This window comes from Bradyrhizobium sp. Rc3b (genome assembly GCF_900114915.1).
Lineage (GTDB): Bacteria > Pseudomonadota > Alphaproteobacteria > Rhizobiales > Xanthobacteraceae > Bradyrhizobium.
In genome coordinates, this window is the sequence record NZ_FOUS01000001.1 from 262,303 (window position 1) to 283,520 (window position 21,218).

Here is a 21,218-nt window from a genome sequence, read left to right on the forward strand (position 1 = left end):
ACGGGTGAGGGGTCTCTCTCCGCACGCCTCCCATGCAGTTGATTGCGCGGAGACGTACCCCTCATCCGGCGCTTCGCGCCACCTTCTCCCACAACAAGGGGAGAAGGGAAGGAAAGAGCCGTCGCTTCTACCGCCCCAGCTCCGTCGCCTTGGCCACGCGGTCGAATCGCTCCAGCGTCATGATCGCATCCGCGAATTTCTCCGCGCGCGCGTTCAGCACGGGGCGCGCCAGCGTCAGGAATTTCTGCTGCATGGCCTGCGCGTCCGGGAACGAATTCGGCTCGCCGGACGGGTCCGCATAGAGCCGCTCATGCACACCATCGTCCGTCGTGATGCTGACGCGGGCGCCGAACGGATGGGTGCGGCCGATCTCGAGCCGGTCGTCCTGCACCACGTCGAACTTGTCGGCGAGCGCGTCGATGGCGGCATCGCCGAGGCGGTTATAGTCGTCCCAGCCGAACGAACCCTGGTCGAGCGCGAGCGCGCCGGTGAAGAACATCGAGAACTGGCCGCCGACGATCGAGGTCGGATGACGCTTGGTGGCGGCATCGCCGGTCAAGGTGATGCCGTTCCGATGCAAACCGATCTCGACGCGCTTGACCTGGTCGGGCGTCAGATTGTGCTCGCGACGCATCGCGATCAGCGCGTCGATCGCCGCATGGGTATAGCGGCAGCTCGGATACGGTTTGACGCCGATCTTCATGGTCTCGTAGGTCTTGCCGAGCTCGGCCACCGCCTTGTCCGGATGCGCATCGTCGGTGTAGCCGGCGAGCAGGCCGTGCTTGCCCTCAACTGATTCCGTCGCGCCGACGAAATCGTTGCGCGCTAGCGTCGCGGCGATCACGCCGTTCATCGCGGCGGCGCCGACCTGGTAGCGCTTGTTCCAGGCGCCGTTGACCAGGAATTGCAGCGAGCCGGCGGCTTGGCTGCCGGAGACACCGAAGGCGGCGATGAGCTGCTGCTCGGACAGCCCGAACAGTTTGCCAGCGGCGGCCGCCGCGCCATAGGTGCCGGCGGTCGCGGTCGGGTGGAAGCCGCGCGCATAATGCGAGGTCGGGTCGAGTGCGTTGCCGAGCCGGCAGCAGACCTCATAACCCGCGACGATCGCGGTCAGCACGTCGCGGCCCGATGCGCCGACCATCTCGCCGACGGCGAAGGCAGCCGGAACGACCGGCGCGCTCGGATGCAGCGAGGAATCCGCGTGGGTGTCGTCGAAGTCGAGGGAATGGCCGAGCGCGCCATTGAGCAGCGCGGCCACCGCGGGCGTCCAGGTCTTGGAGTCGCCGAACACGGTGGATTCGCCCTTGGTGTCGAGCGCCAGCGCCACCAGCATTTTCAGCATCGACGGGGTCGACTCCGCCTCGCGCCTGGCCCGGATCGCGCTGCCGAGGAAGTCCAGCGTCAGCACCTTGGCGCGATCCAGCACCTCGGCCGGAATATCCTGGTATTTCAGGTTGAAGACGTAGGCGGCGAGCGTTGCGGTTTCGTGGGCCATCGTGTTTCCTCGTTTTGGCGCGCAAGTTAGGCGGGCTGATTTGGCCTTTCAAGCGACCTTGGGGCCGCGGGCATCAGCCATGCTTTTGCTTGGCCTCAGAAGATTGGGACGTCTGACGATGGCATTCGCAGGACAGGTGTGGGAGCGGATCAGGTCGCGGCGGACGCAGCTCGGGCTGGCGATCCGGGTCACGGTGGCCGCGACCGCGGCCTATGCGCTGGCCACCGCGCTGCATCTGCTATTGCCGCTTTGGGCGGTGCTGACCTCGCTGATCGTGACCCAGATGAGCGTCGGCCGCTCGTTGAAAGCGACGCGCGACTACATGCTCGGCACCATCGGCGGCGCCATCTATGGCGGCGCCATCGCGATCCTGATTCCTTATTCCAGCGAGGCAGGCCTGCTCGGCCTGCTGGTGCTCTCGGTCGCGCCGCTCGCCTTCATCGCCGCGATCAATCCGAGCCTCAGCGCCGCCACCGTGACCGCCGTGATCGTGCTCCTGGTTCCGACCATGCATCATTCCGATCCCATGACCTCGGCGATCGATCGCGTCAGCGAGGTCGCGGTCGGCGCCATTACGGGATTGCTGGTCTCGTTCCTGGTGCTGCCCTCGCGCGCGGTGCGGCAGATCCGTGCCAGCGCCGCGATCCTGCTCGAGCTGATCGCGGACGCGTTCACCGAGCTGCTCGCGGGCCTCACCCGCGGCCGCGACAACGACGCGCTGCACCGGATCCAGGACGGGATCGGCATCGCGATGGTTGGTCTCACTGCGATCGGCGCTGAAGCCGAGCGCGAGCGCGCCGCGCGGCTGTCGAGCGGTCCGGACACCGGGCCGCTGTTGCGCACCGTCCTGCGCCTGCGCCATGACGTCGTGATGATCGGCCGCGCCACCGTGGTGCCGTTGCCGATCGAGGTGCAGACGCGGCTCGCAGCTCCGCTGACGGAAGTGTCGGCCGTGATCGCACGCTTCTTGCGGTCGGCCGCGGCGGCCTTGCGCGAAGGCGCCGGCGCGCCGCCGATCCATCCCGTCCATGTCGCGCTTCAGCACTACGCCGAAGCGGTCGCCGCCGTCCGCCACGACGGCCTGATCCGCGGTCAGCCCGGCGACACTGCCGAACGCTTCTTCGCACTCGGCTTCTCGCTGGAGCAGATGCACCAGAATCTCTGCGACCTCGATCGCGTCGTCGGCGAATGGTCGGAGGCCTCGGCCGACAAGTCCGCGCGCGTTGCGGAGTGAGTTCGGCGCGTTCTCGTGAACGTCGGCTTTCGACAGCAATGCGCATGTCGTGCGGCTTGCTCTGATCGACTGCCTGCGACCCTTGAGACGATGCGCGCGCAAGGTTCCATCGGGTCATGCTGCTGACGCAATCTCTGTCTTAGTCGGTGTGAAGCAAAAACACGACGTGAGGACCACCCCGGTTCCCACGACGGTTCCGTAGCCAGGGGTTGGCTCGAATCCGCAAAACGATTGGCGCAAGTTCATGAACGCTTCTGCGTTCGCTTGACCACGTTTGCGGTTCTGGAACCGGACAATCCAAAAAATCACAGGACTTATGATGCTATTCCGCTCGAGCGCCGCAATTTGCGGCGCCCTGGTTGCGCTCGCCTTCTCTGTTGCCGTTGCTCGAAGTGAAACACGCGGGGATCACTCAAGTGACGTCGTCGATGCCGCCTCCGGCGATGCGATCGTTGGCGCGGCGTCCACATACAATCCGTTCAAGCCCGGCAAGGAGGAGGGCGGTCCGAAGACAGCCACCGGCGAGCGTTATGATCCCTCTGCCTGGACGGCTGCCATCAAGACGAGCTTGCGTCGCAAATTCGGTGGGGTTCAATTTGGCGCGAGGCCGAAATATGCCCTCGTCGAAGCCGTGGGCAAGAAGGTCATCGTCAAGATAAATGACGTGGGGCCACTAAGACCTGGCCGCATCATTGACCTCAATGAGCGGACGATGCGCCATTTCGATCCAAGCATGGACCTCGGGGTCATTCCCGATGTGAGAGTGAGTCCGCTTGCAGGGGACAATTGGACCCCGGGGCCGGTGGGCTGAACACGGGCGGTGTTCGTCAATGTCGGCCCGGACGCTTCGTCAGCCCCTTGCCCTGCATGCGCCAGAGCAAGAGATCGATGCGGTCCTGGCCGAAGAACGGCTCGTTCTCGAATACGAAGGTCGGCACGCCCCAATGGCCGGAGGCGGCGTGATCCTTCTCGTTTCCGGCGATCACCTGCTCGTAGCGATCCGCGTCGGCGCTGATCGCTTCATCCATCGCGGCGAGGTCGAAGCCGGCGCTCTCGGCGGCGCGCGCGAGATGATCGCCTTCGTTCCAGCCCGCCACCGAGCCGTCCCACAGCACGCGCGCGATCGCGGAGGTGAATGCGAGCGAGCGTCCCTCGAGCTGCGCCATGGCGCCCAGGCGGGTCAGGCGGTGGATGTAGGGCTGCTCGGCCGCGACATCGAACGTCGTCTTGTCCTGCACGATCGGATCGGGCCGGGGAAAGCGGAACGGAATGCCCTCGTGCTGCGCCACGCGCGTGCTGTCGAGCACCACATAGCGAATGAAGTTCGGGCTGGCCTTCTTGAAGAAGCCGGGCACGCGGACCGCGAGCGGATAGACCGGCCGCAGGTTGACCGCGAGATCGTAGTCTTCGACGAGCTTCAGCGTCTTCGGCAGCGCCAGATAGCTGAAAGGGCTGCGGAAGGAGAAGAACAGGTCGACGGACAGCGTCATCGCGCCGGCTCCACGATCCGCCCCATCATGGCGCGGACGACGAGCTTGTGGAAGGGTGTGATGAGGGCGAGGTAGGTTCGGCCCAGAAGATTATGCGTCCGCACCAGCGTGGTCGAGGTCACCTGCCGGCTTGTGGCACCTCCTGCAACATCGACCACGATGCGGAAGTCGAGGTGGTAATCGTCGAAGCCCGCGACCAGACGCTCGGGCGTTTCGTCGACCACCGGAAACAGGCCGATCAATCCGTGCGGAGCCGGTGCGCCTTCGCCCGATGTCTTCAGCCCGAACGGCGTCACCAGAATGTTGCGCAGGCGCAGCAGCACGTCGATCCAGCGCGGTCCATGCAGCACCATCCGGGTGCAGGCCTCGCGGGCATTCACCGTCGCTGCGCCGATCTCGACGCGAAACGCGTCGACGAATTGCGCGCCTGCCAGCAGCGTGATGGCATCGACCTCGGGCGTGACTTCGCGGACGGTCCCGTTCATCCCGCCAGTCTGCGCGTCAGCATCCGGAAGCGCAAGATCAAGAGCCCGGCATAAACGAACGTCCCGAGCGAAAACCCGACCCAGACGCCGACCGCGCCGAGCCCGGCGTTGAAGGCCAGTACCCAGGCGATGGGAAAGGCGATGCCCCAGTAGCCGATTGCCGCGAACAGCAGCGTCATTCTCGTATCGTTGATGCCGCGCAGCGCGCCGCCCATGATGGTCTGCAGGCCGTCGGCGATGAAGAAGGTAGCGCCGACCAGCAGCAGCGTTGCGGTCAGCTCGATGGTGGCCGCGCTCGCCTCGCCGCTGCCGAAGAACAGCCGGCCCAGCTGATAGCGGCCGAGGATGATGGCGATCGTCAGGGCGGACACGAGCGCCATGCCGAGCACGGCGGCGACGAGCCCGGCGCGCTTCACCGCCGCCGGCTCGCCGCGGCCGAAGGCATGGCCGACCCGCACGGTGGCCGCCATGCCGATGCCGAGCGGCACCATGAACAGCACGGCGGTGATTTGCAGCGCGATCTGATGCGCGGCAATCGCGGCGGTCGAGATCAACCCCATCAGCAGCGCCGCCGAGGAGAACAGGCCATATTCCAGCAGCAGCGAAAACGAGATCGGCGCGCCGATCGCAATCAGCTGGCGCATCAGGGGCCAATCGATCCGCCATAGGCGGGCGAGCGGGCGGTAGTCCGAAAACGGCTTGCACAGCCCTGCGATGGCGAGCACGGCGATGAACGTGCCGAGATTGACGATCGTGGTCGCAAGTCCGGCGCCGAACAGGCCGAGCTCCGGCAGGCCGAACAGGCCGTGGATCAGGGCATAGACCAGCGCGGCATTGACCGGAATCGCCGCGAGCGTGATCCACAGCGGCGGCTGCGGCCGGTTCACTGCGCTCATCATGCTGCGCAGCGCGATGAAGCCGAGCGCCGGCGCGATGCCCCAGGCCAGGCCGTTGAGATAGCGCTGCGCCAGGGCGGCCGATTGCGGCGCCTGTCCGAGCGCGAGCAGGATCCGCTCGCCATAGAGCGGCGAGGCCATCATCGGCAGCGAGATCAGCAGCGCGACCCACAGGCCGACGCGCAAGGAGCGGCGGATCAGCCTGACGTCTCCGGCGCCGAATGCCTGCGCGGCCAGGGGCGACACCGCAGCCATCAATCCGAGCCCGAAGGTGAAGCTGACGAAATAAACGGTGTGCGCCAGCGCCGCCGCGGCTACCGCATCCTCGCCAAGCCGTCCGATCAGCGCGAGATCGGTCGTGATCATCGCGATCTGCCCGAGCTGCGTCAGCATCATCGGCACGGCCAGCCGCAGCGTCTCGACGAATTCTTCGGCGAGATGGTTTTGCGGCACGCCGGCTTGCGGCTGCGATCGATGTTGCACGGTGTCGAGCATTGCGGCTCATTAGCACGGCCGCGCGACGAAAACATGGCCCGTGAGAACGAGAGGTGAGGTGCTCTATCCGCTAGCTCGGTCTCGTAGGGTGGGCAAAGGCGCGTTTGCGCCCGTGCCCACCACCTCGTCAATATTGCAACAGAAGCGTGGGCACGCTTCGCTTTGCCCACCCTACGATACTGTGGTTGGGATGAGGGCGAGCCTCAGCCCTTCCGCTCCGGCACGCGCGTGATCTTCGCGCCCAGCGCGTTCAGCCGTTCCTCGATGCGCTCATAGCCGCGCTCGATCTGGTCGGCGTTGTTGATGGTGGAGGTGCCCTGGGCGCACACCGCGGCCAGCAGCATCGCCATGCCGGCGCGGATGTCGGGTGAGGTCATTGTCGCGCCGTGGAGGCGGCTGGGCCCTGCGATGATGGCGCGGTGCGGGTCGCACAGCACGATGCGCGCGCCCATTGCGATCAGCTTGTCGACGAAGAACATCCTGGATTCGAACATCTTCTCGAACATCAGGATCACGCCCTCGCATTGCGTGGCGGTGACGATCGCGATCGACATCAGATCGGCCGGGAAGGCCGGCCAGGGCTGGTCTTCCAGCTTCGGCACGTGGCCGCCGAAATCGTCCTGGATCTTCAGCGTCTGGTTCGCCGGCACGATCAGATCGTCGCCCTCGACGCGGCAGACGATGCCGAGCCGCTCGAAACCCATGCGGATCGAGCGCAGATGCTCGACGCCGGCGCGCGTGATGCGAAGCGGCGAGCGCGTCACGGCGGCAAGCCCGATCAACGAGCCGACCTCGATATGGTCGGGCTGGATCCGATAGGTCGCTTCTCCCAGCGTTGCGGGCCCATGAATGATCATGGTGTTGGTGCCGATGCCCTCGATCTTCGCACCGAGCGCGACCAGGAAGTTGGCGAGATCCTGCACATGCGGCTCGGAGGCCGCGTTGCGCAAATGGGTGACGCCGTCGGCGGCGACGGCCGCCACCAGCGCGTTCTCCGTCGCGGTGACGCTCGGCTCGTCCAGGAACACGTCCGCGCCGGCAAGCTTGGGCGCGCGGAATTCGAGCCGGTCGGTCGCGGTGACCCTGGCGCCGAGCTGCTCCAGCGCCAGCACATGGGTGTCCAGGCGGCGGCGGCCGATGACGTCGCCGCCGGGCGGCGGCAGCATCACCTCGCCGCAGCGCGCCAGCAGGGGGCCCGCGAGCAGGATCGAGGCGCGGATGCGCACGCACAGCTCAGGGTCGAGATCGGCAGCGCGGATGCTCTTGGCATGGATGTGAAGCGTGTTGCGCCCGGTCCATTCCGCCGCCGCGCCGACCGAGCGGATCAGCTCGACCAGCGTCTCGGTGTCGCGGATCCGTGGCACGTTCTCCAGCGTCACCGGATGCTCGGTGAGCAGCGCCGCGGCGATGATCGGCAGCGCCGAATTCTTGTTGCCGGACGGCTCGATCGAGCCCGAGAGCCGGTGACCGCCCTCGACGATGTATTGGATGGGCGCCACGGGGTTCTCGCTGTCTTGTTGGGTGGGCGGGCCTGTTTCGGGCGGAAACTACAAAGAATTGAGCAGGGGAGCAATTCCGCACTTGTTGCGGCGGAAGGCCACTCGGCGGCCGAGGAAACCCGTCGGACCCGCGTTTAGAACAGACCGATAACATTCGCCACCACATAAAGGATGACGATCAGCATCAGCACGCCCATGGCCAGGAAGGAGATTTCGACGGCAATGGCGCCGGCCCCAAGCGCGGCCGCGACGCCGGCCAGCAGCCGCTCTTCGCGAAACACCAGCGCGAGGACCGAGAGCAGGATGGCAAGCAGGCCGAGCGAGATCGCAGCGATCGAGGACGCCTCCCTCAATTGGCTCCCCGTCGACTTCTCCCGCGGCGGGGCTTGGTACTCGACGCCCTTGACGCGTGCGATCAGGCGATCCTTCAGTCGATGGCCGGTGTCGACGATCACTTTGTCCGCCGGCGGTGGCGGGTAGATCGCAGGTATGACCCAATGCGGCAACACGGCCGCGATCAGCGCCAGCACGCCGACGATGCTACCGATCACGCCGAGACGGCGGGATGGCGCGGCGGAACTGGTCGTTGCAGAGGCGGTCATGGCGTGACACTTCCCGGCCGGAATTGGCCTTGTGGGTCGGTTCAGGGAGCTGCGGTGGACAAGCGAGAGAGGTCCGCCGCGCTTCAATTGCGGAACAAGTTGATGACGCCGCCCTCGCCTTTGACTTCGAAATACATCAGATCGATGTAAATCGCAGCGGCAAGAACCAGCGCTCGCTCATCTTCCGTCAGACCGGGGTCTAGATATTCCACGAGAAAACTATCGCGGTCCGTAAACAGTTCGGAGGCAAGGCCGGACCATTTTTTCGCGACGCGCGCGTGCTCGTTCGCTCCACGCATGAACGGGAACGTCCACACGCGCCAAAATGGCGAACTGACCTCGAGCACCACTCTCCCCTGCGCATCGATCACATGGAATGTCTTGGTGAGAATCGTAAACTGACGCTCGATCGTTCCGATGAGCCGGCCGTCGCGCGAATGCAGTTCCAGACACTGAAAGAACCAGCGGAAGGGATGAACCCCGCGCATGACCGGCTGTCGGGTGTTGTCGAAAAAATGGATCTCGAAAGAGCGCCAATGTCCAAATACTTGGCGCCCCAAGAAGCCGAGAAGTCCCTTTTGCTGTTCAGCCGCATAGAGCAGATCGCGACCATTTTGATCGCAGATGCGGTACTTATTGCGGGTTTCCAAACCGAAGAGCTCGGCCAATTCGAAGGCCTGCTGCACGAACATTTGGCGCTGGCCAGCTAAAGTCGACAACATTCGTTCGGACCTCTTCCAGTGCCGGCTACGTCATTTTGTCGCGATGGCAGGTGGGGAGGTTCAGGTGATGGTGTTGCGGTGAAGGTGGTGCGCCCCCTCTCCCGCTTGCGGGGGAGGGCTGGGGTGGGGGTGTCTCCGCATCGGGATTGTTGAATTTACCGAGAGTATCCCCGCGAGGAGAATGCCCTCACCCGCCGCGCTCTGCGAGCGCGTCGGCCTCTCCCGCAAGCGGGAGAGGCGAAGCAAACCTCAGATATCGATCGTCGCGCTGAGCGAATGTTCCTGGATGAAGTCGCGGCGCGGTTCGACCACGTCGCCCATCAGCTTGGTGAAGATGTCGTCGGCCTCGTCGACCTCCTTGACCTTCACCTGCAGCAGCGAGCGCACGTCGGTGTCCAGCGTCGTCTCCCAGAGCTGCTCCGGGTTCATCTCGCCGAGACCTTTGTAGCGCTGCAGCGAGATGCCCTTGCGGCCGGCCTCGGTCACCGCCTCGAACAGGTCGACCGGGCCATGGACCATGTGCTCGGTATCCTTGCGACGCAGCTTGCCGGAGCGGGCGTAGACGTCCTGCAGCTTCGTCGTGTACTCGTCGAGCTTGCGGGCTTCGGCCGAGCCCAGGAAGGCATCGTCGATCACAGCGGCTTCCTTGACGCCGCGCACGGTGCGCTCGAACAGGAAGCCCTGGCCTTCCACGTATTGCCCGATCCAGCCGCGCTCGACCTCTTCGGCCTGATTGTCCAGCCGGCTCGCGATGTATTGGGCGGCGGCCGCGGCGTTCTCGGGATTGCCGTAGATCGATTTGTTCAGCACGCCGGTGATGGCGGCCTGCTCGATCACCTTGCGGTTATAGCGGCTATGCAGGTTGCGCAGGATGCTGCGGACCACGCGCGCGTCCTCGACCAGTGAGCGCAAATCGCGGCCGGTGCGGTCGCCGCCGGTACCGGGAATGTAGACGCAGTCATCCAAGCCGGCGTCGATCAGATAGTCTTCCAGCGCCCGTTCGTCCTTCAGATACTGCTCGGACTTGCCGCGGGAAACCTTATAGAGCGGCGGCTGGGCGATATAGAGATAGCCGCCGTCGATGATGTCGCGCATCTGCCGGTAGAAGAAGGTCAGCAGCAGCGTGCGGATGTGGGCGCCGTCGACGTCGGCGTCCGTCATCACGATGATCTTGTGGTAGCGCAGCTTCTCGACCGAGAATTCGTCGCTGATGCCGGTGCCGAGCGCGGTGATCAGCGTGCCGATCTGCTCCGACGACAGCATCTTGTCGGGACGGACGCGTTCGACGTTGAGGATCTTGCCGCGCAGCGGCAGTACCGCCTGGAATTCGCGGTTGCGGCCCTGCTTGGCGCTGCCGCCTGCCGAGTCACCCTCGACGATGAAGAGTTCGGATTTGGCCGGATCCTTCTCCTGGCAGTCGGCGAGCTTGCCGGGCAGCGAGGAGACCGAGAGCGGGCTCTTGCGCGTCAGCTCGCGGGCTTTTCGCGCGGCCTCACGCGCGGCGGCGGCCTGGATCACCTTGCCGACGATCATCTTGGCTTCGCTCGGATGCTCCTCGAACCAGGCCTGGAGCGCCTCGTTGAGGACGTTCTCGACCACGGGACGCACTTCCGAGGACACCAGCTTGTCCTTGGTCTGCGACGAGAATTTCGGATCGGGCACCTTCACCGACAGCACGGCGGTGAGGCCTTCGCGGCAATCGTCGCCGGTCAGCGCGATCTTTTCCTTTTTCGCATTGGCCTCGGCATAGCCGTTGACCTGGCGCGTCAGCGCGCCGCGGAAGCCGGCCAGATGGGTGCCGCCGTCCCGCTGCGGGATGTTGTTGGTGAAGCACAGCACGTTCTCGTGGTAGCTGTCGTTCCACCACAACGCCGCCTCGACGCCGATGCCGTTGGCTTCCGCGCGCACCATGATCGGCGCCGGCACGATCGCCTTCTTGTTGCGGTCGAGATATTTGACGAATTCCTCGACGCCGCCGGAATAGTGCATCTCCTCGCGCTTCTCGACCGCGTGACGCATGTCGGAGAGGGCGATGTTGACGCCGGAATTGAGAAAGGCGAGCTCGCGCAGCCGATGCTCGAGCGTGGCGAAATCATATTCGATGTTCTTGAAGGTCTCGGTCGAGGCGAGGAACGTCACCTCGGTGCCGCGTTTGCCCGGCGCGTCGCCGACCACCACCAGCGGTGCGACGGCATCGCCATGGGCGAACTCGATGTAGTGCTCCTTGTTGTCGCGCCAGATGCGCAAGCCGAGCTTGCTCGACAGCGCGTTGACGACGGAGACGCCGACGCCGTGCAGGCCGCCGGAGACCTTGTAGGAGTTCTGGTCGAACTTTCCGCCGGCGTGCAGCTGGGTCATGATGACCTCGGCCGCCGAGATGCCTTCGCCCTTGTGGATGTCGACGGGAATGCCGCGGCCGTCGTCGCGCACGGTGACGGAATTGTCGGCATTGAGCACGACGTCGACACGCGTGGCGTGGCCCGCCAGCGCCTCGTCGATCGCGTTGTCGACGACTTCGTAGACCATGTGGTGCAGGCCGGAGCCGTCGTCGGTGTCGCCGATATACATGCCCGGGCGCTTGCGGACGGCATCGAGACCCTTGAGCACGCGGATCGATTCCGCGCCGTAATCGCTCGCGGTGGAGGGCTCGTTTTCGGCAGCGGGCTGCCGAGCAGGTTCTGTCATGAGAGGCCTTCGAGATGTCGCCCGAATCAGCGGCGCAAAAGGCGCTGATTTGCGAGCTATTTGTGCCACGAAAGAGGGCCTGCGCCTAGCGCAAAGTATCTTCCGTCAACCCTTTGACTAAATGGGGTTTTTAGGCCGGTTTTCAAGGCGTTCGAAGGCCGATTCCGAGGCTGGCCAAAAGCCCGATTCGAGGCCTCTTTTGGGCCCGCTGAGGCGGGGTTTTTGCGGGCGCGCGCAGGCCTGTTCCGAGGCGGCGCCGTGGTGTTCCGGAAGAAGCCTGGGTTCAGTAGATCTGGTCCGACTTGCTGTCGTCACTCAACCTGAGGGACCAAGCCTCGCCTGCGGCCAAAGTGATGGTGTCGGTGTGCACCATGTGACCCGACACGCGTAGCGCGTAGGAGTACGTGCCGGGCGGCAGATCCAGCACTTGTGGATGGTTGACGCCGCCCGCGATCTCGATGGTCTGGTCGTTGATCGTGAGCGAGGCCACGTCAGGTACGAGATAGCCGAAGATCAGCCGCGCGTGTCCTGCTATCGGCAGGAAGTTTGCCTTGGCCACGACCTCCGTATTTCGCTGCACGAGGTCGACCGTGGTCTCGCCCTTGGCGCGGTCGAGCGTCAGCATGCCCGGCCCTTTCGGCGAGGCGAAGACGAGCAGCGCGTGATCGGCGGCGACCATCGCGCCATCAGGCTTCTCCTGCCAGCCGCGCTTTCCGAGTTCCGCGCGATAGAAGGCCAGTACGTCGCTGAGTTCTGCGGGCACATGGGCTTTGAGCTCGAGCCGGAACGGGATTTCGATGCCGGACGCGTGCGCGGTGCTGAAGCTTGCGTGACTGGCTCGCGTCGGCACGGGCATGTCGGCGTGGGAATCTGCTGCGGTAAGCGGCTCCTGCGAACAAGCTGCAAGAAGAGGGAGGCCGCACATCAATAGCCACCACCGTGACGGGACCTTCGTCCCGCGCCTTACCGTCGTCATGCCTACTCTCCAGGAATGCCGCGATCTTCGCGCAATACAGCGGCTGCGACACCGTCGCCGCCGCCTCTCGACGACTAGTCGGCCCACGAACCGGACAGGTTCAACCTGGTCGTTACAGGCGCAAGCGGGGTCAATACATCTGCAACGGCAGTACGTCACCGCTCGGCCCCACCAGCAGGCCCCAGGCGTCACCGGCAGCGACGGTGAGGGTCTCGGTGTGGGCCGGGCGCCCGGGCATGCGCAGGGCGTACTGGTAGGTGCCCGGCGGCAGGTCGAGCATCGGGCCTTTCGGCGATTGCGGACCGCCGGCGCCGGCCGCGATCTTCACCGTCTGCTTGTTGATGGTCAGCGAGGCTTCCTTCGCCCCGATATTGCCCAGCATCAGCCTGGCCTGGCCGGGCTTCGGCATGATGTCGGCCTTCACAGCGGCATCCGGATTCTTCTGCGCCAGACTGACCGTGGTCTCGCCCTTGGCGCGGCCGAGCTTGAGCACGGCCGGGCCTTGCGGCGAGGTGAAGTCGATCTGCGCGCGTTCGGCGGACACGGTGGCGCCGTCGGCCTTTTCCTGCCACCCGAGCTTGGAAAGCTCGGCCCGGTAGAAGGCCAGGACATCGCCGAGCGGGGCCGGGATGCTGGCTGCCAGCTCGCGGCGGAACGGCATCTCGCTACCCGGCATTTTGGTGGTGGCGAGCGAGGTCGAGGACCGCTGCGTCGGCACGGGGAGCTGGGATTCAGGGTCGGGCTTGAGCGGCTCGGAGGATTTGGCCTGCACGTCCGCGGTGGCCGCCGGCTTCGCGGCGACCATCACCAGCCCCGATCCGTCGGCGCGCACGCTCACCTTCGGACCCATCTGCATCACGGTCATCGAGATCGATTTGCCGCTCTTGGAGAATTCCATCACCGCCATGTTGGGCTGGTTGATGACGGAGGGCTGCTCCTTCCAGCCGGCGGGCTTGAGCGATGCGCGATAGAACGCGGTGAGCGCCTTGACGCTCGAGGCGGAGGAGAATTCGAGATGGCCGTCGTCGCCCTCGAATTTCACGCCTTCGGCGTTTTCGGGCAGCGGCACCGGCGTGTTGCTGCCCGCGAGCGCAGTGAGTGGCGCATCCGACAGGGAGGCGGCCTGTGTCTTGCGCCTGGCCCCGTCGGCGGCAATGAGCTGCTGGGCCGCCCCCAAGGCATCGCCGAGAAATCTCTCGTCGGCCTCCTTCTTCGCCTTGGCGCGGGCCGCAAGTGCGGAGTCCTTCACCTGCGCGGTCAGGCTGATCATGGTGAAATCATATTTGCGGCCGAGCCGCAGCACGCCAGTTTCCTCGGCGTTGGAGATCTTGATCGCGACGTCGTCGCCGGGCGCGAGCGGCGCATTGCCATCTTCCTGCCAGCCACGCGCGGCGAACTCGCGGTGATAGAACGCGAGCACGGCGGGCAGCTCGGCCATCGCGGCGGCCGACATCTCGCGCTTGTTGGAGCTCGCGCTGCCGAGGCCTCTCGCCGATTTGGTCGGCTTCGGCCGCGGCAAGCCCGCCATGTCATCGTCGGCCTCGAGCTCCTGGGGCAGCGCGAACGGCGCCACCCGGATGTCGACATTGGTGCGGCCGTCGTCGCGTCGTGTCAGGGTCAGCATCACCGGCTTCTGGTAGATGTGCGTCGCGTCGCGATCGGGGTGGTCGTAAAAGACGCGCACGCCGTTCGGGACGGTCCCGTCAAGATCGGCGTTCGGCCAGCGCGAGGACGTTTCAGGCGTGAGCTTGCGCCATCCCATGGCCGCCATGTCCTTGGCAAAGAACTCGGAGGTCGCCTCGAACGCACCGGGCGCGATGCAGCCGAGATAGGGTCGGGTCTCGTCGAACACGAGATCGGTCGCGCCGTCCGGGAACGGCACGTTCGCATAGATCCGGTTCGGCGTGTAGAACACGGCGGATTGGTCGGAGCGCCCGCGTGCCTGTGTGAAGGAGACGCGCAGCCCCTGCTGTCCTTTCTTGAAGGTCAGCGCGGCACTCTTCTCGTCCAGCGGATACACATAGGGCACCCAGCCGTCGGCGCTCAGCAGCTTCTTCGTGGCGTCGGACGTGGCGGCAAGGGCGGTCGGGACGGTGTAGATGACGCGATAGGTGTCGGGGCGCGAAGTATCCTCCACCGCGCCGTCCAGCCGTGGCAGCGTATGGACGTCGACGAAGCTGTCGTCTGCCGCGTCCGCGGGATACGACGTGCTCGCCATCGCGAGAACGCCGCAGGCAAGCAGCAGCCATCTTGCCGGGACTTGCGCCCCAAGCGGGATCATCCGCATCGTCAAACTCCTGGGTGTTGCGCGGGCCGTCGCCCTGCGCATGGGCAGGCTGCGACACCTCGGCGCGCGGCCTCAGACGAGAAGTCGCGATGGGAACCGGAGAGGTTCAACGGACGGCGTACGAGCGGCGTCATGGGCCTGATCAGGCAGGCATGGCTCAATACAGCTGGAGCGGCGGCCAGGCGTCTCCGTCGCGTCCGATCGTGAGCTCCCAGGCATCGCCGACGGCAAGGGTGAGGACGTTCGTAGTGGCTGAATGGTCTGGCCCGCTCAGTTCGTAGGAATACTTGCCGGGCGCCAGGTCCAGCGATACCGCATTGGCGCCGGCGGCGCGCTTGACGGTTCGTGCGTTGATCGTGAGCGCCGCGTCCCTCCCGCTGATGTTGCTGAACACCAGTTTCGCCTGGCCGGGTTCGGGCATGATATTGGCCCGGGTCGCCGCATCGGCGTTCTTCTGCACGAGATGGATCGAGGTACTGCTGTCCTTGCGGGCGAGCTGCAGCGCGGCCGGCCCCAGCGGGGAGGCGAAGGCGAGCTGGGCGTGATCGGTTGCGATCACCGCGCCATCGGTCTGTTCCTGCCAGCCAAGCTTTCCAAGCTCCGTGCGATAGAAGCTGAGGACGTCGCCGAGCTCTGCGGGCACGGTGGTTTCGAGCCTGGTGCGGAGCGGGGCTTCGACGCCGGGCATCACGGTGGTGTGGGTCCCTCGATAGAGGTAGCGGGTCGGCGCGGGCAGCCGCGCATCGGGATCCGGCGTGAGCGCGGCCGAGAACAGTGGCGACAAATTCGATACCCAGGCGCCGGCGCTTGCCGCGAGCAGGCAGCTCGCGAACAGGGCGAGGCCGCACGCAAGAAGTTGCCATCGCGCTGGAGCTGTCGCCCCATGCCTTACCGTCGTCATGCCTATGCTCCAAGCATCGCGTGTGTGTGAAATACTGCGCGATTGCACAACGGCGACACCGTCGGCGCCGCTTCAGACAGCTAGTCGCTGATGGAACAGGGCGGGTTCAACCCGGAGGCCTAACGTCGAGACGAGACCTGTCCGCTCTCGACGTCGAAGACTTCGCCTCCAGCGCCGATCTCGGTGAAGGCCGCCGGGTCCGCGCCGGTCAGCCACACTTGCGCGCCGAGCTTGCGCAGCTCGTCGAACAGCGCGGCGCGCCTGCTAGGATCGAGATGGGCGACGACCTCGTCGAGCAGCAGCAGCGGCACGATTCCGGTCATCTCGGCGACCAGGCTCGCATGCGCCAGCACGAGACCGATCAGCAGCGCCTTCTGCTCGCCTGTGGACGCATCACGCGCGGGCATGCTCTTCGGCGCATAGATCACCTGGAGATCGGTGAGATGCGGACCGTCGGTGGTGCGGCCGGCGATTGCATCGCGCGGCCGGTTGTCGCGCAGGATCTGGCGGTAGCGATCCTCGACCGACGTCGCCGTCTCAGTCAGCAGCGCGTTCTCCATCCAGCCGTCGAGCGCGATCTGCGCCGAGGGAAAGGCGGAGGCCTGCGCGCGCGCATTGAGCATGCCGGTGAGCCTTGCTGCGGTCTGGCCGCGCGTCGCTGCGACCGCGACGGCAAGCTCCGCGGTCTCGCGCTCGATGGCGTCGCACCAATGGTCGTCGTAATTGCGGGTTTCGAGCAGGCGGTTGCGCGAGCGCAGCGAGCGCTCCAGCGCGTTGATGCGGCTCGAATGCTCATTGTCGATCGCCAGCACCAGGCGGTCGAAGAAACGCCGCCGCTCCGAGCCCGCGCCCATGAACAGCCCGTCCATCGCCGGCGTCAGCCACACCATGCGGATATGGTCGCCGAAGGCCGTCGCGGACCCCACCGGCTCGCGGTCGATGCGGCAGCGCCGGCTCACCGCGCTGTCGGGGCGCGGCGCATCGATACCGGTGCCGAGCGTGGCCAGCCCCAGCGCGCCCTCGACCTGCGCCGAGACGGCCCAGGATCCGTCGCCCTGGTTGTCGGCGACGTCTTCCAGCGTCGCCCTCCGCAAGCCGCGTCCGGGCGACAGAAACGAGATCGCCTCGATGCAATTGGTCTTGCCCGCCCCGTTCGGCCCGACCAGCGCCACCATGTCAGCCGCCGTCTCGAGCCCCGCCGCCCGATAATTGCGAAAATGCGTCAGCGTCAGGCGATGAATGCGGGAGGGGGTCATCAGTTATTCGATCTGGCGCGATTCTTCCCCCTCTCCCCTTGTGGGAGAGGGTGGCGCCTCACGCAGTGAGGCGACGGGTGAGGGGTATCTTACCGCCCGGCAAGCTTTGCAAGGATATCCTCTAATACAGAAGCGGGCTGCTGTAGCACGTCGTTGTTCCAGTAGCGCAATGTCCAAAACCCTTCGGCAGCAAGCGTCGCCTCTCGCGTCGCGTCACGTTGTGATTCTACGTGCTGGCTACCGTCGATCTCGATCACAAGGCGCTTTTCGAAACAGACAAAATCGAGAATGTAGTTTTTGAATGGTACCTGTCGGCGAAACTTGAAAGTGGAGACCCGACGATCCCTCAGCAAGCGCCACATTGCGGTTTCAGCATCGGTTGGTTCGTGCCGCATGTTCTTCGCGAATTGGCGGAGACGCTTGGCGACTGGCCGATGGGATGGCTCCTGCGGCACGAACCCCTCACCCGACTGAGTGTGTATCCGCCACCGGAGCTGCCCTCTCCCACAAGGGGGGAGGGCACAACAACGTGCGTCGCGCTTGTGGCGACAGGAAAGGCTGTAGCTTCACCCTCTTCCCTCGTGGGAGAGGGTGGCTTCGCGCACCGAAGCCGGGTGAGGGGTTGTCTCCGCGTACAAGGTATCGCGAGAGGGGGAGCACGTCCCTCACACCCGCATCGGCATCAGCACATACAGCGCGCTCTTGTCGTCGCGGTCTTGGACCAGGGTCGGGGAGCCGGGATCGGCGAGCCTGAGTGTTGCGACGTCGCCTTCGATCTGGGCGGCGATGTCGAGCAAATAGCGCGAGTTGAAGCCGATATCGAGGGCGTCGGAGGCGTATTCGACTTCGAGCTCTTCGGTGGCGCTGCCGGAATCCGGATTGGTCACCGACAGCACCAGCTTGCCCGGTGACAGCGACAACTTCACCGCCCGGCCGCGCTCGCTCGAGATCGTCGAGACGCGGTCGACCGCGTTCTCGAAATCCTTCTTGTCGACGACGAGCTCCTTGTCGTTGCCCTGCGGGATGACGCGGCCGTAGTCGGGGAAGGTGCCGTCGATCAGTTTCGAGGTCAGCACGACATTCCCGATCGTAAAGCGGATTTTTGCCTGCGACAGCTCGATCGTCATCTCGGCGTCGGTGTCCTCGATCAGGCGCTGCACCTCGCCGACGGTCTTGCGCGGCACGATCACGCCGGGCATGCCCTCGGCGCCTTTGGGCTGCACCAAATCGAGCTGGGCGAGGCGGTGACCATCGGTGGCGACGCCGCGTAAGGTCGCGGCCTTGGGCGTGCCGGCGGCGTGCAGGTAGATGCCGTTGAGATAATAACGGGTCTCCTCGGTGGAGATCGCGAACTGGGTGCGGTCGATCAGCCGCTTGACGTCCTTGGCGGCGAGCGAGAACGAGTGCGACATGTCGCCGGCGGCCAGATCCGGGAAATCATTCTCCGGCAGGGTCTGCAGCGTGAAGCGCGAGCGACCGGCGCGGATCGCCAGCACGGCGCGGTCGCCGTCGGCCTCCAGCACGATCTGCGAGCCGTCCGGCAGCTTGCGCACGATGTCGTAGAACATGTGCGCCGGCACGGTGGTGGAGCCCGCGGTCGCGGTTTCCGCCGGCAGCGTCTCCGTCACCTCGAGGTCGAGGTCGGTCGCTTTCAGCGACAATTTGGCGTTCTCGGCCCGGACCAGCACGTTGCCGAGGATCGGAATCGTGTTGCGGCGCTCGACCACGCGGTGGACGTGGCCCAGTGACTTCAGGAGTTGCGCGCGTTCGACCGTAACCTTCATTGCACTACTCGCCCGATCCCCAAATGAAGAAGCCGGGCGGTCGAAAAGCCCCGCCGCGGCACCGATGACCCCGGCAGGTCAGGGCCATCCAACCGATATGACCAAAGCCGCCAGGGTCGCGCAAGGTGGCTCGGATGGCCCCCGGATTCAAGGGATCGGGAGCCAGTTCCGCACGATTCCCACGATTTACCGCCCAAACGAAAGCCGCCGCCCAGGCATGGCCGGGGCGGCGGGAGAATGGCAGGAGCGCCTTAGGCGTTTATTCCTGAAGCTGGCGCTTCAGCGACTCCACTTCCTCTGACAGTGCGGTGTCCTTGGAGACCAGGGACTCGATCTTGCGCACGGCGTGCAGCACCGTGGTGTGGTCGCGCCCGCCGAAGCGGCGGCCGATCTCGGGGAGCGAGCGCAGGGTCAGCGTCTTGGCGAGATACATCGCCACCTGGCGCGGGCGCACCACATTGGCGGTGCGGCGGGAGGAGAGCAGGTCGGAGCGGCTGACATTATACTGCCGCGCCACCACGCGCTGGATGTCCTCGATCTTGATCCGCTTCGGCTCCTGCGGCCGGACCAGGTCGCGCACCTCGTGCTCCGCCATCTCCAGCGTCACCGGCCGGTTGTTGAGCTTCGAGTGCGCCAGCAGGCGGTTGATCGCGCCTTCGAGGTCGCGGCCATTATGGGTGATGGTGCGCGCCAGATAATGCAGCACCTCCTCCGGCACCTCGAAGGTCGCATGATGGGCGCGGGCCGCGGCGACGCGCGACTTGAGGATGCCGTGGCGCAGCTCTTCGCCGAGCGAGCCCATCTCGACCACGAGGCCGCCGGCGAGCCGCGAGCGGACGCGGTCGTCGAGGCTTTCAAGATCGGACGGCGGCCGGTCGGCCGCGATCACGACCTGGCGGCCGGCATCGATCAGCGCGTTCAGCGTGTGACAGAACTCGGCCTGGGTCGACTTGCCCTGCAGGAACTGCAGATCGTCGATCACCAGCACGTCGATGCCGCGCAGCGCTTCCTTGAAGGCCAGCGCCGTCTGCGTCTTCAGCGCGGCGACGAAGCCGTACATGAATTTCTCTGCGGTGAGATACAGCACCTTGCGCTCGTTGCCGGAATTGCCGGCCCAGGTCACCGCCTGGAGCAGGTGCGTCTTGCCGAGGCCGACGCCGGCATGGATGTAGAGCGGGTTGAACATCACGGGGTCGCCGCGGCGACCTTCGGCGACCTGGCGCGCGGCCGCATGCGCCAGCGTGTTGGAACGGCCGACGACGAAGCTCGCGAAGGTCAGGCGCGGATCGAGCGGCGAGCCGCCGAGCGCATCATGATTGGCCGACACCGGCGCGGTCGCGGTCGAGCGCAGCTCCGGCGTGGGCGTGCGTCGCGTCTCGACCGGCGCGGGGGCTTCCTTCGGCTGTATCACCGGGCGCACGGCCGAACGCACCGTGAGGTCGATGCGATGCACTTCCGGCATCTCGGCCTGCCAGCACGACAGCACGCGCTCGGCATAATGAGCCTGAATCCAGCTCTTCAGGAACCGGGTCGGCACCGAGAGCCGCACGCTCTCCTCCTGCACGCCTTCCAGATCCATGCGCGCAAACCAGCTCGTGTAAACGTCTTCGCCAACGCTCGAGCGCAGCCGACCCTTCACGCGTGACCAGCGATCCTGTTCCATTGTCATCGTCAGAAAACTTCTCTTGAGAGATAAGGTTGCGTGGTGAGCGCCAAGCAGGGTTTCCTGTCATGGCGCGACCTCAAGCGAGTCCATCGTCAGGCATAGCTCGACCGTTCGGCGCAAACGCCGCAGGTCAGATCAGCGATGTCGGAGATGGAGAGTTCGCGAGGTCAGCGCGTACTCGACGCGCTCTCGCATGTGGGAGGCTGAACGCAGGACGGATCGGAGACGGCATCGTTGAACGATGGAACTTGTGTCAATACCGCGTTGAATCCGTAGGACATGATACCTCCCCGTCCTGCCGTGATCGCTCACGACAAGGTCCTGCTTCTGAAGACGCCCGCGACGAAAATCGCTGATGCCCCTGCCCGTCTGCACTGCTCGTCCGCTCGGCTTCGCCATCGCTCGTGTCGGGGTAACTTTGCGATGTCCGTGCGCCTCGCGAGATCGGGATACGCAAGATCCCGCTAGGAGACATTCAGACAAAGAGATACCATTCCCATATTGCTATGGGTTTTTGATCCGACATTCGCTTTTTGAAGCGTCGCCTACGTGCACACCGCCGCCGATTTGCACGCTCGCCCCGTTTCCTAAACCGCGCTGGTCTGAAGATCGTGGGCGCCGCTGACGACTTAAGGAATACACTATGCGGAAAGACTCGCAACGAAATTGATTCACACTTGAGGCGTCAAAAAACTTGACCTCGGTTAACGCCGCGCGGGAGTTGTTCACAGGCTCGGAAGCAAGT

At 65.3% G+C, this 21,218-nt stretch carries 17 protein-coding genes; 2 read left to right on the forward strand and 15 right to left on the reverse strand.

Features of this window, described 5'->3' with window-relative positions; translation table 11 throughout:
- Positions 1-127 precede the first annotated feature (127 nt).
- On the reverse strand, positions 128-1,495 hold the full coding sequence (locus BM190_RS01275; protein WP_092251514.1) for an MmgE/PrpD family protein: 1,368 nt from the start codon (positions 1,493-1,495) through the stop codon (positions 128-130).
- Positions 1,496-1,613: 118 nt separating this feature from the next.
- Between BM190_RS01275 and BM190_RS01280 the strand changes: the two genes are divergently transcribed.
- Together BM190_RS01280 and BM190_RS01285 are read left to right on the forward strand one after the other, a co-directional pair.
- Positions 1,614-2,729, forward strand: a complete 1,116-nt coding sequence (locus tag BM190_RS01280; protein ID WP_092251516.1) for an FUSC family protein — start codon at positions 1,614-1,616, stop codon at positions 2,727-2,729.
- A 316-nt stretch (positions 2,730-3,045) separates the two neighbouring features.
- Positions 3,046-3,540, forward strand: a complete 495-nt coding sequence (locus BM190_RS01285; RefSeq protein WP_018319450.1) for a septal ring lytic transglycosylase RlpA family protein — start codon at positions 3,046-3,048, stop codon at positions 3,538-3,540.
- A 16-nt stretch (positions 3,541-3,556) separates the two neighbouring features.
- Here BM190_RS01285 and BM190_RS01290 read toward each other — a convergent pair whose 3' ends face one another.
- The 14 genes from BM190_RS01290 to dnaA form a co-directional block, all read right to left on the reverse strand.
- Positions 3,557-4,219: a 2-hydroxychromene-2-carboxylate isomerase gene (locus tag BM190_RS01290; RefSeq protein ID WP_092251518.1), complete on the reverse strand. Its 663-nt coding sequence runs from the start codon at positions 4,217-4,219 to the stop codon at positions 3,557-3,559.
- Positions 4,216-4,704, reverse strand: coding sequence for a DUF2867 domain-containing protein (locus tag BM190_RS01295; RefSeq protein WP_018319452.1), 489 nt, complete (start codon positions 4,702-4,704; stop codon positions 4,216-4,218). The genes BM190_RS01290 and BM190_RS01295 overlap by 4 nt, the downstream gene beginning before the upstream one ends.
- A complete protein-coding gene (locus BM190_RS01300) occupies positions 4,701-6,095 on the reverse strand; it encodes an MATE family efflux transporter (protein WP_092251520.1) in 1,395 nt (464 codons plus the stop codon). Before BM190_RS01300 ends, BM190_RS01295 begins: the two co-directional genes overlap by 4 nt.
- A gap of 203 nt (positions 6,096-6,298) precedes the next feature.
- The gene (gene murA, locus BM190_RS01305; protein WP_092251522.1) at positions 6,299-7,594 is read right to left on the reverse strand and encodes a UDP-N-acetylglucosamine 1-carboxyvinyltransferase; all 1,296 of its coding nucleotides are present in this window, start codon (positions 7,592-7,594) and stop codon (positions 6,299-6,301) included.
- A gap of 134 nt (positions 7,595-7,728) precedes the next feature.
- Positions 7,729-8,196, reverse strand: coding sequence for an inner membrane protein YidI (gene yidI, locus BM190_RS01310; protein ID WP_018319455.1), 468 nt, complete (start codon positions 8,194-8,196; stop codon positions 7,729-7,731).
- 83 nt (positions 8,197-8,279) lie between these two features.
- Positions 8,280-8,918, reverse strand: a complete 639-nt coding sequence (locus tag BM190_RS01315) for a phospholipid scramblase-related protein (RefSeq protein WP_092251523.1) — start codon at positions 8,916-8,918, stop codon at positions 8,280-8,282.
- A gap of 249 nt (positions 8,919-9,167) precedes the next feature.
- Complete coding sequence (gene gyrB / locus BM190_RS01320) at positions 9,168-11,603, reverse strand: DNA topoisomerase (ATP-hydrolyzing) subunit B (protein ID WP_018319458.1); 2,436 nt, start codon at positions 11,601-11,603, stop codon at positions 9,168-9,170.
- Between the two features lie 283 nt (positions 11,604-11,886).
- Positions 11,887-12,459, reverse strand: a complete 573-nt coding sequence (locus BM190_RS01325; protein ID WP_092251524.1) for a hypothetical protein — start codon at positions 12,457-12,459, stop codon at positions 11,887-11,889.
- 250 nt (positions 12,460-12,709) lie between these two features.
- Entirely contained in the window at positions 12,710-14,866 is a 2,157-nt protein-coding gene (locus BM190_RS01330) for a hypothetical protein (protein ID WP_092251525.1), read from the reverse strand.
- Positions 14,867-15,023: 157 nt separating this feature from the next.
- Complete coding sequence (locus BM190_RS01335) at positions 15,024-15,767, reverse strand: hypothetical protein (RefSeq protein ID WP_092251526.1); 744 nt, start codon at positions 15,765-15,767, stop codon at positions 15,024-15,026.
- A gap of 119 nt (positions 15,768-15,886) precedes the next feature.
- The gene (recF, locus tag BM190_RS01340; protein ID WP_018319462.1) at positions 15,887-17,023 is read right to left on the reverse strand and encodes a DNA replication/repair protein RecF; all 1,137 of its coding nucleotides are present in this window, start codon (positions 17,021-17,023) and stop codon (positions 15,887-15,889) included.
- 89 nt (positions 17,024-17,112) lie between these two features.
- On the reverse strand, positions 17,113-17,478 hold the full coding sequence (locus BM190_RS01345) for an endonuclease domain-containing protein (protein ID WP_018319463.1): 366 nt from the start codon (positions 17,476-17,478) through the stop codon (positions 17,113-17,115).
- A gap of 210 nt (positions 17,479-17,688) precedes the next feature.
- Positions 17,689-18,807 (reverse strand): DNA polymerase III subunit beta, encoded by a 1,119-nt coding sequence (gene dnaN, locus BM190_RS01350; protein WP_018319464.1) that lies wholly within the window; start codon positions 18,805-18,807, stop codon positions 17,689-17,691.
- A gap of 259 nt (positions 18,808-19,066) precedes the next feature.
- The gene (gene dnaA, locus BM190_RS01355) at positions 19,067-20,476 is read right to left on the reverse strand and encodes a chromosomal replication initiator protein DnaA (protein ID WP_026202184.1); all 1,410 of its coding nucleotides are present in this window, start codon (positions 20,474-20,476) and stop codon (positions 19,067-19,069) included.
- Positions 20,477-21,218 lie beyond the last annotated feature (742 nt).